Below are 15,709 nucleotides of genomic sequence, written 5' to 3' on the forward strand. Positions count from 1 at the left end.
GATGGATTCATTGGCTAATCACATATATGCAATTGGGGGTTCAGCAGGAGCCTATGAATTAATCGTGGAGATTTTAGAACACCTTCCTGAGAAATTTCAGTCGGCCATCATAATCGTTCTCCATCGAAACTCAAAATATGAAACAAAAATAGAGAGTAGTTTGTCTAAACGTTTGGAACGTAATGTTATTTCCATCAAAGACAAATATCCTATTTTGGCAAATAACATATATTTTGCGCCTCCAGGTTACCATACATTAGCAGAACCAGGCATGCAATTTTCTTTAGACATCTCTGAACCTGTACAATTCTCCCGACCATCCATAGACGTATTCTTTGAGTCGTTAGCGGAATTGTATGCAAAAGAAACTACATCATTTCTGTTGTCTGGAGCCAATACAGACGGTGCAAAAGGATTAAAATTATTAGAAGAAGCAGGAGCTTTATGTTATGTTCAAGACCCAAAAGAGGCCGTAATAGATACGATGCCTAAGAGTGGATTATCCATGACAAAACATGTACAGGCTCTTCCCAACGAACATATAATCAATTTTTTCAGATCTATTACTTAATAAACAACATGAAACCAATCAACATTTTGATATTAGACGATAAGGAAGAAAATATCATTAGCTTACATGCGCTACTGCAGGATGTTGAGCATATTAATATCATCAGTTCTACGGACCCTAATGAGGCGTTGAAGATCTGTTGGAAAGATGACATCTCCATAGCTTTAGTTGATGTTCAAATGCCCGATATTAATGGTTTTGAATTTGTTTCTTTGTTGAAATCGAATCCAAAAACAAGCCATATCATGGCAATCATGGTCACTGCAATTTCCAAGGAGGACAAATACCTGCTCCAAGGTTTGGAAAGTGGCGCAGTAGATTATCTCTACAAGCCCTTAAATCCGGAAATTACCATTGCAAAAGTAAAATCCTTTGTTCAACAAATTTTAATCCAACAAGAACTTATCAAAAAGAATAAGGAACTGGAAGATTCACGTATGGAATTGCTAAAAACAAAGGAAGAAGCTATACAAGCACGTAAATCAAAAGAAATCTTTCTAGCGAATATGAGTCATGAGATCCGTACGCCGATAAATGGTATTATGGGCATCATGCACATGTTTAAAAGTTCGGAACTATCTAATGAACAAAAGGATTGGCTGAAAAGACTGGATAATGCCTCGCAGTCCTTATTGCTCATCATCAATGACATTCTTGACCTCTCGAAGATTGATTCAGGAATGTTAAAAATAGAATACGAGGATTTCTCTTTGACCAAAATGATTGAAGATATTGAACGCATCTTTAAGATCAAGGCAAACCATAAACAGTTGGATTTTCAGATTGACGTTGGAGATTCTGTACCACAATATATACGTTATGATTCGCTGCGTTTACAACAAATCATTAGCAATTTTATCTCCAATAGCTTGAAATTTACAGAGCGAGGTTCCATTGATCTGGTTATTACGGAGGTTGAAAAGAAAAACAACAATCATCGTCTTCGATTTACCGTGAAAGATACGGGAATTGGGATCAAGGAAGGGTCGGTTGAGAAGATCTTTATGGCCTTTGAGCAAGCGGATGATGGTATTACGAAGAAATTCGGCGGTACCGGATTAGGCTTGGCAATCGTAAAACGTCTTGCCAATCTACTAAATGGTAATATTGGGGCTGAAAGTGTTTATGGGGAAGGATCTTCTTTTTATTTCGAAGGTTGGTTTGAGTCTTCGACTAAAGAGATTGAGGACAAAAACAAGGAGGTTCCAACCTATAATAGCTTCCCTAAATTCAATGATATGCGCGTGTTAGTAGCAGAGGACAATGATTTGAACTCCTTTATGCTAGCACATATGCTACGCAGTTGGAACTGTGAGGTGGACATTGTCAAGAATGGGCAATTGGCATTAGAGAAAGTGGAGCATAATAACTACGATTTAATCTTGATGGACACACATATGCCAATCATGAGTGGTTTTGAGGCAATTAAGGAAATCAAGAATCATAGTGCTCCGGAAAAGCATGGTATTCCTATTATTACGATTTCAGCATCGGTGTTGGAGCATGAACAAGCGGCAGCTTATCGTGCTGGGGCCGACGGCGTTATTGGGAAACCATTTGACCCAATTGAGTTATATCAAAAGATTATAGCTGTTACGACCAAGAATAAAAACATGAATTTGACACCATAATGAGGGTGAAAAGTGCATTAATGGATTATTAATAGTAAATTCGTTAAAAATATATAACAATCAGCTATGAAGAAATTATTTTTTGTTCCAGCCTTAGCCATCGCAATTGGATTGGCATCATGTGGTGGAAACTCAGAAAAGAAAACTGAAACTGCAACTAACGAAACAGCAAGTTCAACCGAAACTAGTGCAGCTACAGAAACAACTGTTCCGGGGATTGAAAATGTTACGCTTTCCAACCAATGGACAGTTGAAGGTAATGACCAAATGCAATTTAACATCAACTTGATTCGTGTGAAAGCAGGTGAGCCGGTTGAATTGACCTTAAAAAATGTAGGTTCTCAACCAAAGGAATCAATGGGACATAATATCGTTGTATTAAAACCAGGCGTAGATAAAGCGACTTTTGGAGCTGAGGCTGCTGCTGCTGCAGACAATGAGTACATTCCTAAATCCTCTTTATCATCAATCGTGGCACATACGAAATTGTTAGGTCCAGGTGAGCAAGATAAAATCACGTTCACTTTAGAAAAAGGGGTTTACACGTACTTATGTAGTTTCCCTGGCCACTACGGTATTATGAATGGACAAATTGTTGCGGAATAATCCCTACAATTCCATTCTTAGGATAAAATACATGAGGGGGAGTCTTACTAAAAAGACTCCCCTTTTTTGTTGCGATAAAAATTTGACTTAGAAATGTTGTAAAATATGAGTGCATGCATACGATTGCCTGTTATTATCTGAAAAATGCTTCGCTTAATATGCTTTTAAATACTAAATTTGTCGGATAAAACAAATCCGAATTCTATGCAATACGACGTAATCGTAATCGGTAGTGGTCCAGGTGGTTATGTTGCCGCTATCCGTTGTGCCCAATTAGGCTTAAAAACAGCAGTTATCGAAAAATATAGCACATTTGGTGGTACCTGTCTAAATGTAGGTTGTATCCCATCCAAGGCATTATTAGACTCTTCAGAGCACTACCACAATGCGGCGCACAATTTTGAAGCGCACGGTATCAGCTTAAGCAACCTTAAGTTGGACATGAAAAAGATGATCGATCGTAAAAACGATGTCATTGCCCAAAATACCGCTGGTATTACTTTCCTTTTCAAGAAAAATAAAATCGACAGCTTCCAAGGTGTTGGTTCATTTGTAGATAAAAACACCATCAAAATCACAAAAGAAGATGGGGCTACAGAAGAAATTAAAGGTAAAAACATTATCATCGCTACAGGTTCTAAGCCTACGGCATTACCTTTCTTGCCAGTTGACAAAAAACGTATCATTACATCTACTGAAGCATTAAACCTTACGGAAGTTCCTAAGAACTTAATCGTTATTGGTGGTGGTGTTATCGGTTTAGAATTAGGATCGGTATATGCACGCTTAGGTGCTAAAGTTACCGTGGTAGAATATGCAAAATCTATCATTGCAACGATGGATGCTGGCTTAGGTAAAGAATTACAACGTGTCTTGAAAAAGAACTTAGGTATGGAATTCTTGATGGGTCACAAAGTATCTGGTGCTGCTACTAAAGGCAAAAAAGTTATTGTAACTGCTGAAGATGCAAAAGGTCAAGCTGTAGAAATCGAGGGCGATTACTGTATCGTAGCTGTTGGTAGAACGGCTTATACCGCAGGTCTAGGTTTAGAGAATATCGGTATTAAAACCGAAGAACGTGGAAATAAAATCCCGGTAAATGATCACTTGGAAACTTCTGTTGAAGGTGTATATGCTATTGGTGATGTTATTAAAGGTGCCATGTTAGCTCACAAAGCAGAAGACGAAGGTATCTATGTAGCGGAACGTATCGTTGGTCAAAAACCACATATCGACTATAACTTAATCCCTGGTGTAGTTTATACTTGGCCAGAAGTTGCCTCTGTTGGTAAAACAGAAGAGCAATTAAAAGAAGAAGGTAAGAAATACAAATCTGGTAGCTTCTCTTTCAAAGCATCTGGACGTGCGAAGGCATCTGGTGATACAGATGGTTTCATCAAAGTACTTGCTGATGCCGATACGGATGAAATCTTAGGTGTACACATGATTGGTCCACGTGCTGCAGATATGATCGCTGAAGCGGTAGTAGCTATGGAATACCGCGCATCTGCTGAAGATATCGGTAGAATCTGTCATGCTCACCCTACTTTCACTGAAGCATTCAAAGAGGCAGCTCTTGCTGCTACTTCTAATAGAGCAATCCACGCGTAAGCGTTGTGAAATAAAAAAAAAGGCTCCCGATTGTAATTCAATCGGGAGTCTTTTTTTTAGATATGAGATATGAGATTTGAGACCGCTGCGCTGTTAGATGTGGGATGTAGGAACTCTTTGTTTTGATTGCAATGGGAGCATAGGACTATTTGATATTGGCTTGATACATGCATTAACAGGTTAATACAAAAACTTTTGATACTTATAGTGCATCTTCTTATCTTAAAGCAATCGAATATTAACAAAACGACAACATGAACTTTTACACTAGGAAATGGGTGAAGCCTGAGGATTTGAATCCAAATGGTTCATTATTTGGGGGCACTTTATTACGCTGGATAGATGAAGAGGCAGTAATTTACGCTATTGTGCAGTTGGGTAATCCGCATGTGGTGACGAAGTACATCTCGGAAATTAACTTTGAGAGTGCGGCCAAGCAGGGTGATATTATCGAATTGGGGATTGAGGCTATTGACTTCGGAAGGACATCATTGACGATGCGTTGTGTGGTGAGAAATAAGATCAGCAGAATGACCATCCTCTCCATTGATAAATTGGTATTTGTCAATCTGGATAAGGATGGCGTACCGACCCCTCACGGTAAAACCGAGATCACCTATGCCTATATGGGCATTGAGAAGGATATGAAAAAGCGGGATTAAACCACTTCTTTTTGTGCATTTAATTCTCTCTTTAGATCTTTTTCTACCCAAAAGGATAAAACTGGTAGTGTCCCGAAAATGAAATACTTAGCGAATTTCTTGAAAGACCATTTATACGTGCTCCAACATGCGATTAATAATACCACAAAAATAATCCATAAAACACCGTGTGCCATTCCTACTGGACGCATGATGGTATCGTTATGGAAAATGTATTTTAAAGGCATGGCAACAAAAAACAGTAAAATAGCGGAGATCGCTTCAATAAGTGCGGAAATTTGAAGTGTTTTTAACATACATGATACTATTAGTCAGCGCAAAGAAAGGGAAATGCCCCTTGTAAAGGAAATGATTCTAGAGGAAGTGACCTCGAAATGACATATTTGAATAAATAGGCGGGTTTTTGAGGAAAAAGTAATGACTGCACTAAATAAAAAAATGCGTACTTTTGAGGAATTGTATTTTGCAAACATAACGACACTTAATATTTATGAATTACGACATTATTGTTATTGGTAGTGGTCCTGGCGGATACGTTGCGGCGATCAGAGCCTCACAATTAGGTTTCAAAACGGCCATTATTGAACGTGAATCATTAGGCGGAATCTGTCTTAACTGGGGCTGTATTCCTACCAAAGCACTTCTAAAAAGTGCACAAGTATTTGAATACTTAAACCATGCTGCCGATTACGGAATTAAAGTAAACGGTGGTGAAGCAGACTTCGGAGCAATCGTAAAGAGAAGTCGTGGTGTTGCTGAAGGAATGAGTAAGGGTATCCAATTCTTGATGAAGAAAAACAAGATCGACGTGATCATGGGTACTGCGAAAATCAAAAAAGGTGGTAAAATCGAAGTTAAAGCTGAAGATGGCTCTACAAAAGAATATACTGCTAAACACACTATCCTTGCTACAGGTGCTCGTTCTAGAGAATTACCTAATCTTCCTCAAGATGGCAAGAAAATCATCGGTTACCGTCAAGCAATGAATCTTCCACAACAGCCTAAATCTATGGTCGTTGTTGGTTCTGGTGCCATCGGTGTAGAATTTGCTTATTTCTACAACGCTATCGGTACTAAAGTTACTATCGTTGAATTCATGGACCGTATCGTTCCTGTAGAAGACGAAGAGGTATCAAAACAATTAGAGAAATCCCTGAAAAAAGCAGGTATCAATATCCTAACTAAATCCGAAGTTCAATCCGTTGACACCAAAGGTGATTTATGTAAAGTAAGCATCAAAACTGACAAAGGAACAGAAACTATCGAAGCTGAAGTTGTATTATCTGCAGTAGGTATTACGCCAAATATCGAGAACTTAGGTTTGGAAGAAGTTGGTGTTAAAACCGATAAAGGACGTGTATTAGTTGATGATTTCTACAAAACAAATATCGATGGTGTTTATGCTATCGGAGATATCGTTAAAGGTCAAGCTTTAGCACACGTTGCTTCTGCTGAAGGTATCACTTGTGTGGAGAAAATCAAAGGACTACATGTAGATCCTATTGACTATAACAACATCCCTGGATGTACTTACTGTACACCAGAGATTGCATCTGTTGGATTCACAGAAAAAGCAGCTAAAGAAGCAGGATATGAGATTAAAGTGGGTAAATTCCCATTCTCAGCATCTGGTAAAGCATCTGCTGCTGGAGCAAAAGATGGTTTCGTAAAAGTTATCTTCGATGCTAAATATGGTGAATTCTTAGGAGCACACTTAATTGGTGCTAATGTAACTGAAATGATCGCTGAGGTAGTGGTAGCTCGTAAATTAGAGACTACAGGACATGAGGTGTTAAAAGCAGTTCACCCTCACCCAACCATGAGTGAGGCGATTATGGAAGCTGTAGCTGATGCGTACGGTGAAGTAATCCACTTATAAGATTCTAAAAAATATCTTTAAATATTAAAAGCCACCTTAGGGTGGCTTTTGCATGTTATGAGGATTTTGATTGTTGGAATTTATATCGGTCGATGCATGCATCGCCCCTACATAAAATGGAGAACGACAGAAACAAGATAATTGCAAAGGAAGTATGGAACTTTGCTAATTAAACATTTCCAGAAGATTTCCGCCTTACTTTCTCACATCTCAAATCTAACAGCGTAGCGGTCTCAAATCTAACATCTAATAGTGTAGCGGTCTCACACGCCAGGTTTTTTCTTCCATATGCTCTCTGCCCATCGGCCTACAAACCAGAAGGAGACTGCCAACAATAAGAAGAAAATGGTTCTATTGATATTATCCCAAAGGTACTCCACAAAGCGGGTGTAGAGATTTAAGATAAAGAATACAAATCCGATATCACGAGCAGCATGGTCTTTGGTTTTCATACCATAAATTGCCAAGCCTAGGGACACCCCTATTCCTAGTAATCCCCAATAGAAGATTTCATATTGTCTTACTGAAGACCATTTATCAAAGTCACTGTAGTTACCAAAGATGGATAATAACCAAAGGGCAATCATGGAATAGAGCAATCCAACCACAAAGCTGGTGGATTGGAAATAATCAATGCTTTTGAGCTTAGGTTGTATGAAATAAGCGAATGCTGTTAATAAAGCACCGAATATGGTGAATCGTAAAGGATAATTCATACCCCAGAATTTGAATCCCCAATTGCTATGGTAAGCGGTTTCAGTAGCAAACCATATTCCTAGTGCCACTAATGTAAATACCCAAAGTAGTTTGGATTTTATCTTCACCGCCAACACCCCATAAATCAAGATGGATAAGAGGAACATCAACGTATAATGGTTTTCATTACGGTCCAATATCTGACCAAGGAAACCTATACTTGCTGCTGTAGCAAATGCACCAGCCAACATCAGTGTTTCATTGGAGAAGTTTTTATCCGGGTTATTGGCTTTATTTCGAAAACCTAAGGCATAGAAAAATACAGCGATGGCTGCAAAGCCTAGGCAGAACACTACATTAGGAGTTTCATAAAATCGCTCGACCAGATCTGATAAATAGCCATCAGAGAATAGGGAAACGACTGAAAATATTAATGAAGCTAGCGCTATCCAGAAGGCATAACGTGCAAGCATCCCCCATTCAAAACCTTTATCATCCAGATTAGCCTGTAATACTTTGGCTTTTTCAGCATCCAATAGTGATTGTTCCTGCCAATGTTTTATAGCATCCTCAATGATTTCCCTTTCATGCTTACTGACGTCGAGTTTCTTCAAAATAGTTAGATTTGTTAAATAAAGGTAATACTTTTCATTTTGCTCTCATAATCAAAGATTAACCAAAAGGTCATATCGTAAGCCCACTAAAAATCTGTAACTTTGCCCCTTGCAAATGACGACATTAATGGCCCAACGAAAAACAGTAGACCTTGGGGACCAAAGCGAGGTAGAAGTATTTGGTGCTCGAGTTCACAATCTAAAAAATATAGACGTATCCTTTCCTAGAAATCAATTGGTAGTAATAACTGGATTGAGTGGTAGTGGAAAATCTTCGCTAGCATTTGATACCATCTATGCTGAAGGACAGCGCCGTTATATGGAGACATTTTCGGCTTATAGCCGTCAGTTTTTAGGTGGCATGGAACGCCCTGATGTGGATAAAATTTCAGGATTGAGTCCAGTAATTTCCATTGAACAGAAGACAACTTCCAAGAATCCGCGTTCAACAGTTGGTACTATTACCGAGATCTACGATTTCTTGCGTTTGTTGTATGCACGTATTGGAGAAGCTTTCTCCTATGTGACTGGCAAGAAAATGGAGCGGATGTCTGATGATGAAATTACAGACCGTATTTTAAATGATTTTAACGGAGAGGGCATCTACATCTTGGCTCCTGTTGTCAAAGGTCGTAAGGGACATTATCGCGAACTATTTGAACAGATTCGTAAGCAGGGTTACACCAAAGTTCGTGTCGATGGAGAAATACTTGATATTGCACCTAAAATGCAAGTCGATAGGTATAAGATCCACGATATTGAAATTGTAGTGGATCGCATTATCGTGGAAGTCAATTCCCGCAAAAGATTATTCGACAGTATTGGTCAAGCCTTAAAAACCTCAAAAGGGATTATTAAGATTGCTAATAAAGAAAATAAAGAGCAGTTCTTCAGTAGGTATTTGATGGATGCAGAATCCGGTATCTCCTATGATGAGCCACAACCTAATTCCTTTTCGTTCAATTCTCCTTACGGTGCTTGTCCGCAATGTGATGGATTGGGATACATCTACGAAATAGACAAAAAAATAGTTATCCCTGATCGCAGCTTAAGTATTCAGAAAGGTGCAATTGTTCCTTTAGGTCCTGTTCGGGAATCTTGGACTTTTGCTGTCTTAAAAGCTGTAGCTAAGAAATTTGATTTCTCCTTAACAACAGCGATTGACAAGCTTTCAGAAGAAACAATTGACATGTTATTATTTGGTGGAGAAGAACCTATTGGATTAACCGTTTCTTATGGCTCTTACGGAGCTAGAGAATACCAGATTCAGTTTCAAGGTATCTTTAAGATGCTAGAGGAAATGAGTGCCAAATACCAGGAAGATAGTCAGTCTTTAGAGGATTTCCGTACGCAAGTAGTTTGTCCATCTTGTCATGGTGCTCGATTAAAAAAAGAATCTTTACATATCAAAGTTGATCAGAAGAACATTGCTGAATTAGCCGATATGGATATTGTTGCTTTAAATGAATGGTTTCAAGGTATTGAAACCCGTTTATCGGAGCGACAAAATATTATTGCCACAGAAATTGTAAAAGAGATTAAAACAAGAATCGGATTCTTATTGGATGTAGGTTTGAATTACTTGACTTTAAATCGTAGTTCAAAAACACTATCAGGTGGAGAAGCTCAGCGGATTCGTCTAGCCACACAAATTGGTTCTCAATTGGTGAATGTACTATACATTCTGGATGAACCAAGTATTGGTCTTCACCAACGTGATAATGAGCGTCTGATCAATGCGCTAAAGAACCTTCGTGATATCGGAAATACCGTACTGGTTGTAGAACATGACAAAGACATGATCATGAATGCTGATTATGTGATTGACATGGGTCCAGCTGCCGGTGTTTTTGGTGGAAAGGTGGTAGCACAAGGTACACCAAAACAATTGATGAAGGCACATACCTTGACAACCGATTACTTGAACGGCACCAAAGAAATTGCAACGCCTAAGGAGAGAAGATCAGGAAATGGAAATACACTGTCATTAAAGGGCGCCAAAGGGCATAACTTAAAGAATGTAAGCATAGATATCCCTTTGGGTAAACTAATCCTTGTAACAGGCGTATCAGGCTCTGGTAAGTCCAGTTTAATTACAAGCACCCTCTATCCTATCTTAAATCATCACTTCTTCCGTGCAAAGGCCAAGCCATTACCGTATTCTAAGATTGAAGGCCTTGAGCATATTGATAAAGTAATCGAGATTGATCAATCACCAATTGGCCGTACGCCACGCTCTAACCCTTCTACTTATACTGGCGTATTCTCTGATATCCGAGCATTGTATGTTCAATTACCGGAAGCGAAGATTCGCGGGTATAAACCAGGTCGTTTCTCCTTCAATGTAAAAGGAGGACGTTGTGAAACTTGCCAAGGTGCAGGGATGAAGATTATCGAGATGAATTTCCTCCCTGATGTTCAAGTTCCTTGTGAAACTTGCAATGGAAAGCGTTATAACCGAGAAACTTTGGAAGTGAGATACCGTGGAAAGTCCATTTCAGATGTCTTGGACATGAGCATTGATGAAGCGGTAGTTTTCTTTGAAAACATCCCTTCCATTTATAGAAAGATTAAAACCCTACAAGATGTGGGATTAGGCTATATTACTTTGGGACAATCTTCAACGACTTTATCGGGTGGTGAAGCGCAACGTGTAAAATTAGCTACCGAGCTTTCTAAGAAAGATACCGGTAAAACTTTCTATATTCTAGATGAACCTACTACTGGTTTACACTTTGAAGATGTGAATGTTCTTTTGGGTGTTATCAATCGATTAGTTGATCGAGGTAATAGCATGATGATTATTGAACACAATATGGATATGATCAAAGCAGCTGATTGGATTATCGATATGGGACCTGAAGGTGGAAAAGATGGTGGAAAAGTATTGTTCCAAGGTACACCGGAAGGCTTAATAAAACAAAAAGGCAGTGAAACTGGTCGATTCCTTAAGCTTGAGATGTAATATCCAAGTTTATTGAAAAATGCTTTCAACAGCATATAAACAGCAGAGCCAACAAATACATAAATTTGTTGGCTCTGTTGTTTTATCTCTTATTTCCTGTAAAGAGGTTTAACAGTTTATTCTTCTAATACCGCAACAATATTCTGTCTGAATCTCGTTCTTACAGGCTTATTATCCTTCATGGCAGGTTGCCATTTTGGTGATTTCTTCATTACACGAACAGCCTCAGCAGCAAAAGCTGGACTAACTTTATCTTTATTCAAGACCTTAATATCACATACCATACCATCCTCACAAACCGTAAACTCTAAAATAGCCGTTTGACGAACCCCAAAATCGACATATTGGGTGCTGTCCATCTCCTCTAAAGTTCTATTCAAGTCAATCGTTCTGGAAAGGAACTGTTGCCAAGTTGCAGAACCACCTTTAAATTCCGGTAATCGATCCACAGAAAACACAATTTTTGTATCTACCGTATCGGTCTTTTGCCCAAAAGCGAAACTTGATAAACTCAAGCAAATCAACATGATCAAATAACGCATAAGCCCTCCTTTTTCTAATAAATATACGAATTTCTCCGAAATGTCTTTTTCACTTATTCCTTTGGAAGGTCAATGGAACTTCTAAAATTCCCATCAGCATCCTGAATAAAACTCATAGGACTATCAGGATTTTTGATAATCTCAAACAAGGTATAGCCCCAAGGCTTCCAGAAATTCTCCAGCACTTGACCGTAAGTTTTAACCTGCCAATTATCAAAGATAGGTTTCATGGTCCAATCATTTAATGGCATAGGCTCAACGAAAACCTTCTCTGGAACTTCCATATAGGTATATTCTGGCAATCGGTTAAACAGATAGGCCGAATAAAAATATCGCGCACAAATCTCTTCAAACTGAATAGGATGAAGTGTATGTCCCTTTACTTTTTCCAATACTTCCTCGTGGTAAATAGCATGGGTTCCATTATCTTGTAGAGTAGCGATAAGTCCAAAATCACCCATTCTTAACGAATAAATCAAGGTGTTGATCTCATCTCTATACATAAAGGTATTCTCGGCATTATCCACAGGAAAAACCTCTACAGTGAATGGATTCTTATGTTCAAACTCTAGTGGCACTAAAATCGACTGCAACATGGCATGCAAGTTTTTAAATTTCTGCACCAATGCTTGGGAGAAATTCATTTGCTCACCAGAGAGAAAAGATTGTCGAATGCCTACCTGAATCTCATTAAACACAACCCCATACAACATCTTACCAATCCATTGAAATAGCTCCAATTGCGGAATAGCTTTCATTCCTTCATAGCCTTTTCGAGCAGCTTCTTGAATACTTGCTTCCAAAGCATGAAACTTCTCGGCCACTTCTGGAGTACAAGGCAATTGCAATTGACCATAAGTCGTCATGCTTTCATCCAGCATTTTAAAGGGCTTATCAGCCAATTCGAATGAGTCCATCATCCATTCTGGAAAGACTTGGATATGATCCTTATCGGAGTGCAATGCTTGGCCAGTAAGGAAACAGGTCTTGTTGTCAAAATGAAAATCCAGAAATGGGTTATAGAGTTTTGTCGCCATAGTGGCAGCAAAGGTAATAGAATTCAAAAAGATAAATGGCTATTTAAGGACAATTTACGCAAGAATGACCTATACAAGCCACCTATAAGCTATTGCAGAAAGTTTCTAATGGGAAAGGATATCTCTGCCGCTTTATTCCAAACCATGAAATGTCCTCCACCCTTTATCCGAATGGAGTAATCCACATATTGAATAGGCAATAAATGATCCTTATCTCCATGAATGTGCAAGCAATTGGCTGGTGTTTGTGTATTTTCCCAATGCACGATTTTATCCACTGCCCATCGCTGAAAATCAGGATCAGTTTCCTTCAGGATGGATTGTAGGAGATTTTTATCCTCTTCAGACTTAGCGCCGAATAACCAAGACAGTACTTTCAATGAAGTCGAACTTGTTGCAGCATCGGGCAATAATTTATGTAAGGAAAGCAATTTGGATATCCCTAATAGCTTAGGTAGTTCATCTTTCGTTTTGGCCGAAGAAATCAATATGGTCTTTTTGAAATCGTAGTATTTGGATAGCTCGGCAATGCACATACCTCCAAAGGAAACCCCCAATACATTGGCTCCTTGTTTTGGTATTTGATAATGTTCTGCTAATCGGAAAACATAGCTCTCTAGGGCTTCAGCAGGTCTTGGTTTCAACCAATCTACATAGATCACTTGGAAACCCGAAAGATCCAAATTAGCAAAAACTCGGCGGTCAGCGCCTAATCCTGAAAAGAGGTAGATATTCTCCATTTCCCTAAGTTAAGGAAATCAAGCAATATTTACTTTAAAGTTTTCAAACACTAAACTGCCTTCTACGGACTGTCCTTGTTGATTTTTTAAGCCTTTCAAAGGCGATGTTTTTCCTTTTTCCAGCAAGTTCTTCATCTCCTTCTCTTCCAGGAAAACACCATTTAATGTACGCCAGATCTTAAAGTCACAACCCCGAGCATAGTGATCACATTGAGCAACCTTATCAAAAAGATGTACTTGTCCAGGAGTACATTTTGGACATTTAATCTTTCCTTTCTGTAAAGGCTTCAATTCCTCATGAGCAATAGCGATGCGCAATTGCAATAACTCCTTAGTGATTTTTGCTGTATAGTCTTTAATGTGCTTCATGAACACATCATAACTTACTTTATTGGCGCGCATTTCCTCCAGCTTCTGTTCCCATTTACCAGTTAATGTCACCTTAGCAATCGAACGATCTTTGACCAATAGGTATACCGCTAAACCTTTCTCGGTTGGAATAAGTTTCTTTTTATCGCGTTTGATGTAGTCTCTTTGGAATAGGGTTTCAATGGTTGCCGCACGAGTAGCCGGAGTACCCAGACCACAGTCTTTCATCGCTTGGCGCATTTCATCATCCTCGATTTCCTTACCTGAGGTTTCCATGGCTTTCAATAAGGATGCTTCCGTATGGATAGGTTTAGCTTTCGTATGTCGTTCTGCTAACTCCAATGTCAAAACCTCCAATAATTCATCAATGATGAGCTTTGGTAATTGGGCATTTTCATTATCCTGATCATCGGTATTCTTATCCTCATCAGGTAGCTCTACCTGATCAGCAGACAAACGCCATCCGTATTGACGAATTACCGTACCTTTTGCAATCAATTCAATTCCTGCCGCATCAATAGTAACAGTAGTAATATCTTTCAGACAGACATCGGAAAAACTTTCCACCATACGCTTAGCAATCATGTTATAGATGTTCTGCTGATCCATAGGCATTGGCCCTGGTTTCTCGTCCGTCACCAATAAAGCATGGTGATCCGTCACTTTCTTATCGTCAACCGAACGCTTGTTGAGTTTTGCGCCTATTAAATTCTTACTAATGACAGCAATACTTTCTGTTGCAGTATCCGCCAGATGTTGAAAAAGCTCTTCAATCTTTTCAAAAACATCTTCTCCAATGTACCTTGAACCAGTACGCGGATAGGTAATGACCTTTTTCTCATATAAGGTCTGCGCAATACTTAAGGTCTGATCAGCGGAATAGCCGTATTTTTTATTGGCATCCTGCTGTAAAGAGGTCAAGTCAAACAATAAAGGTGGTTGCTCTTTAGTTTCCTTTGCTTCCACATTAGCCACCTTCCCTTGCATACCTACCTGCAATTTGGAAATCGCTTCTTCTGCTTGATCTTTTTTATCAATTTTATTGGAAGTAGCCTTAAAGCTTATTCCATCTTTTTCAAAACCTGCTTGAATCTTATAAAATGCCTGTGGTTTAAAATCTTTATTTTCAAGGTATCTAGAGCATATCATGGCCAAGGTGGGTGTTTGAACCCGGCCTAAGGATAGTAAACCCTTATTTCCTGCTGCTAATGTTAATGCCTGGGTGGCATTGATACCAATTAACCAATCTGATTCTGAACGAGATCTAGCAGACATGTATAAACTATCGTATTCTGTCCCTTCCTTAAGATTAGCAAATCCTTCTTTGATAGCCTTATCAGTCTGCGAGGAGATCCACAATCGTTTAAATGGCACATTAGACTTCAGGTAATAGTAGATGTTTCGGAAAATCAATTCCCCTTCACGCCCAGCATCTGTAGCTACAATAATCTCTTCCGCCTGCTCCAATAAATATTTTATGGTATTCAGCTGCTTCAGGGCTCCCCCATCATCCATCTGCTTACCTTCTTTTTTTACCTTTTTTACTTCCAATACAAATTGCTGTGGAATGATCGGCAAATTACTAACTGACCAATTGTGAAAACCATAGGCTTGCGGGGTACACAACTGTACCAAGTGACCGAATGCATAGGTAAATGCATAGCCATTTCCACTGATGTATCCATCTTTCACTTCCTTAGCCCCCATAACTCGTGCTAAATCACGAGCCACCGAAGGCTTCTCTGCAATAACTACTTTCATTCTAAATTCGTTCTATATCATGACG

At 39.0% G+C, this 15,709-nt stretch carries 13 protein-coding genes; 7 read left to right on the forward strand and 6 right to left on the reverse strand.

The genetic code is table 11. The features are described 5' to 3' along the window. The first annotated feature begins 10 nt into the window (after nucleotides 1-10). From ABD676_RS12820 to ABD676_RS12840, 5 genes are all read left to right on the forward strand, one after another. On the forward strand, nucleotides 11-571 hold the full coding sequence (locus tag ABD676_RS12820; protein ID WP_344675101.1) for a chemotaxis protein CheB: 561 nt from the start codon (nucleotides 11-13) through the stop codon (nucleotides 569-571). 8 nt (nucleotides 572-579) lie between these two features. Continuing rightward, nucleotides 580-2,202 (forward strand): response regulator, encoded by a 1,623-nt coding sequence (locus ABD676_RS12825; RefSeq protein WP_344675102.1) that lies wholly within the window; start codon nucleotides 580-582, stop codon nucleotides 2,200-2,202. Between the two features lie 66 nt (nucleotides 2,203-2,268). Further along, nucleotides 2,269-2,808, forward strand: coding sequence for a plastocyanin/azurin family copper-binding protein (locus ABD676_RS12830; RefSeq protein WP_344675104.1), 540 nt, complete (start codon nucleotides 2,269-2,271; stop codon nucleotides 2,806-2,808). Nucleotides 2,809-3,012: 204 nt separating this feature from the next. Further along, nucleotides 3,013-4,419 (forward strand): dihydrolipoyl dehydrogenase, encoded by a 1,407-nt coding sequence (gene lpdA, locus ABD676_RS12835; protein ID WP_344675105.1) that lies wholly within the window; start codon nucleotides 3,013-3,015, stop codon nucleotides 4,417-4,419. A 254-nt stretch (nucleotides 4,420-4,673) separates the two neighbouring features. Next, nucleotides 4,674-5,081 (forward strand): acyl-CoA thioesterase, encoded by a 408-nt coding sequence (locus ABD676_RS12840; protein ID WP_344675107.1) that lies wholly within the window; start codon nucleotides 4,674-4,676, stop codon nucleotides 5,079-5,081. Here ABD676_RS12840 and ABD676_RS12845 read toward each other — a convergent pair. Then, nucleotides 5,078-5,377, reverse strand: a complete 300-nt coding sequence (locus ABD676_RS12845; RefSeq protein WP_344675108.1) for a DUF3817 domain-containing protein — start codon at nucleotides 5,375-5,377, stop codon at nucleotides 5,078-5,080. The two genes, ABD676_RS12840 and ABD676_RS12845, sit on opposite strands and share 4 nt — an antisense overlap. Nucleotides 5,378-5,571: 194 nt before the next feature. On the opposite strand from ABD676_RS12845, the gene lpdA (ABD676_RS12850) reads away from it, so the two are divergent. Next, nucleotides 5,572-6,960 (forward strand): dihydrolipoyl dehydrogenase, encoded by a 1,389-nt coding sequence (gene lpdA / locus ABD676_RS12850; RefSeq protein WP_344675109.1) that lies wholly within the window; start codon nucleotides 5,572-5,574, stop codon nucleotides 6,958-6,960. A gap of 263 nt (nucleotides 6,961-7,223) precedes the next feature. Here lpdA (ABD676_RS12850) and ABD676_RS12855 read toward each other — a convergent pair whose 3' ends face one another. Next, nucleotides 7,224-8,270 carry a DUF2157 domain-containing protein gene (locus ABD676_RS12855; protein WP_344675110.1) on the reverse strand — a complete coding sequence of 349 codons (1,047 nt, stop codon included), beginning with the start codon at nucleotides 8,268-8,270 and terminating at the stop codon, nucleotides 7,224-7,226. 115 nt (nucleotides 8,271-8,385) lie between these two features. On the opposite strand from ABD676_RS12855, the gene uvrA reads away from it, so the two are divergent. Beyond that, on the forward strand, nucleotides 8,386-11,235 hold the full coding sequence (gene uvrA, locus ABD676_RS12860; RefSeq protein WP_425565289.1) for an excinuclease ABC subunit UvrA: 2,850 nt from the start codon (nucleotides 8,386-8,388) through the stop codon (nucleotides 11,233-11,235). 116 nt (nucleotides 11,236-11,351) lie between these two features. Here the strand turns inward: uvrA and ABD676_RS12865 are convergent, their stop codons facing one another. The 4 genes from ABD676_RS12865 to ABD676_RS12880 form a co-directional block, all read right to left on the reverse strand. Further along, on the reverse strand, nucleotides 11,352-11,777 hold the full coding sequence (locus tag ABD676_RS12865) for an energy transducer TonB (protein WP_344675111.1): 426 nt from the start codon (nucleotides 11,775-11,777) through the stop codon (nucleotides 11,352-11,354). A 53-nt stretch (nucleotides 11,778-11,830) separates the two neighbouring features. Next, nucleotides 11,831-12,814 (reverse strand): hypothetical protein, encoded by a 984-nt coding sequence (locus tag ABD676_RS12870; protein ID WP_344675112.1) that lies wholly within the window; start codon nucleotides 12,812-12,814, stop codon nucleotides 11,831-11,833. A gap of 89 nt (nucleotides 12,815-12,903) precedes the next feature. Beyond that, entirely contained in the window at nucleotides 12,904-13,554 is a 651-nt protein-coding gene (locus ABD676_RS12875) for an alpha/beta fold hydrolase (protein ID WP_344675113.1), read from the reverse strand. A gap of 18 nt (nucleotides 13,555-13,572) precedes the next feature. Next, nucleotides 13,573-15,684 (reverse strand): type IA DNA topoisomerase, encoded by a 2,112-nt coding sequence (locus ABD676_RS12880; protein ID WP_344675115.1) that lies wholly within the window; start codon nucleotides 15,682-15,684, stop codon nucleotides 13,573-13,575. Between the last annotated feature and the right edge of the window lie 25 nt (nucleotides 15,685-15,709).

The sequence above is a fragment of the Sphingobacterium kyonggiense genome, assembly GCF_039536825.1.
Classification (GTDB): domain Bacteria; phylum Bacteroidota; class Bacteroidia; order Sphingobacteriales; family Sphingobacteriaceae; genus Sphingobacterium; species Sphingobacterium kyonggiense.

Bases quoted from the DNA above. Each gene is read 5' to 3' on its own strand.
- ABD676_RS12825 (WP_344675102.1), top strand. From the start codon at position 580: ATGAAACCAATCAACATTTTGATATTAGACGATAAGGAAGAAAATATC.
- ABD676_RS12830 (WP_344675104.1), top strand. From the start codon at position 2,269: ATGAAGAAATTATTTTTTGTTCCAGCCTTAGCCATCGCAATTGGATTG.
- lpdA (WP_344675105.1), top strand. From the start codon at position 3,013: ATGCAATACGACGTAATCGTAATCGGTAGTGGTCCAGGTGGTTATGTT.
- ABD676_RS12840 (WP_344675107.1), top strand. From the start codon at position 4,674: ATGAACTTTTACACTAGGAAATGGGTGAAGCCTGAGGATTTGAATCCA.
- ABD676_RS12845 (WP_344675108.1), bottom strand. From the start codon at position 5,377: ATGTTAAAAACACTTCAAATTTCCGCACTTATTGAAGCGATCTCCGCT.
- lpdA (WP_344675109.1), top strand. From the start codon at position 5,572: ATGAATTACGACATTATTGTTATTGGTAGTGGTCCTGGCGGATACGTT.
- uvrA (WP_425565289.1), top strand. From the start codon at position 8,386: ATGACGACATTAATGGCCCAACGAAAAACAGTAGACCTTGGGGACCAA.
- ABD676_RS12865 (WP_344675111.1), bottom strand. From the start codon at position 11,777: ATGCGTTATTTGATCATGTTGATTTGCTTGAGTTTATCAAGTTTCGCT.
- ABD676_RS12870 (WP_344675112.1), bottom strand. From the start codon at position 12,814: ATGGCGACAAAACTCTATAACCCATTTCTGGATTTTCATTTTGACAAC.
- ABD676_RS12875 (WP_344675113.1), bottom strand. From the start codon at position 13,554: ATGGAGAATATCTACCTCTTTTCAGGATTAGGCGCTGACCGCCGAGTT.
- ABD676_RS12880 (WP_344675115.1), bottom strand. From the start codon at position 15,684: ATGAAAGTAGTTATTGCAGAGAAGCCTTCGGTGGCTCGTGATTTAGCA.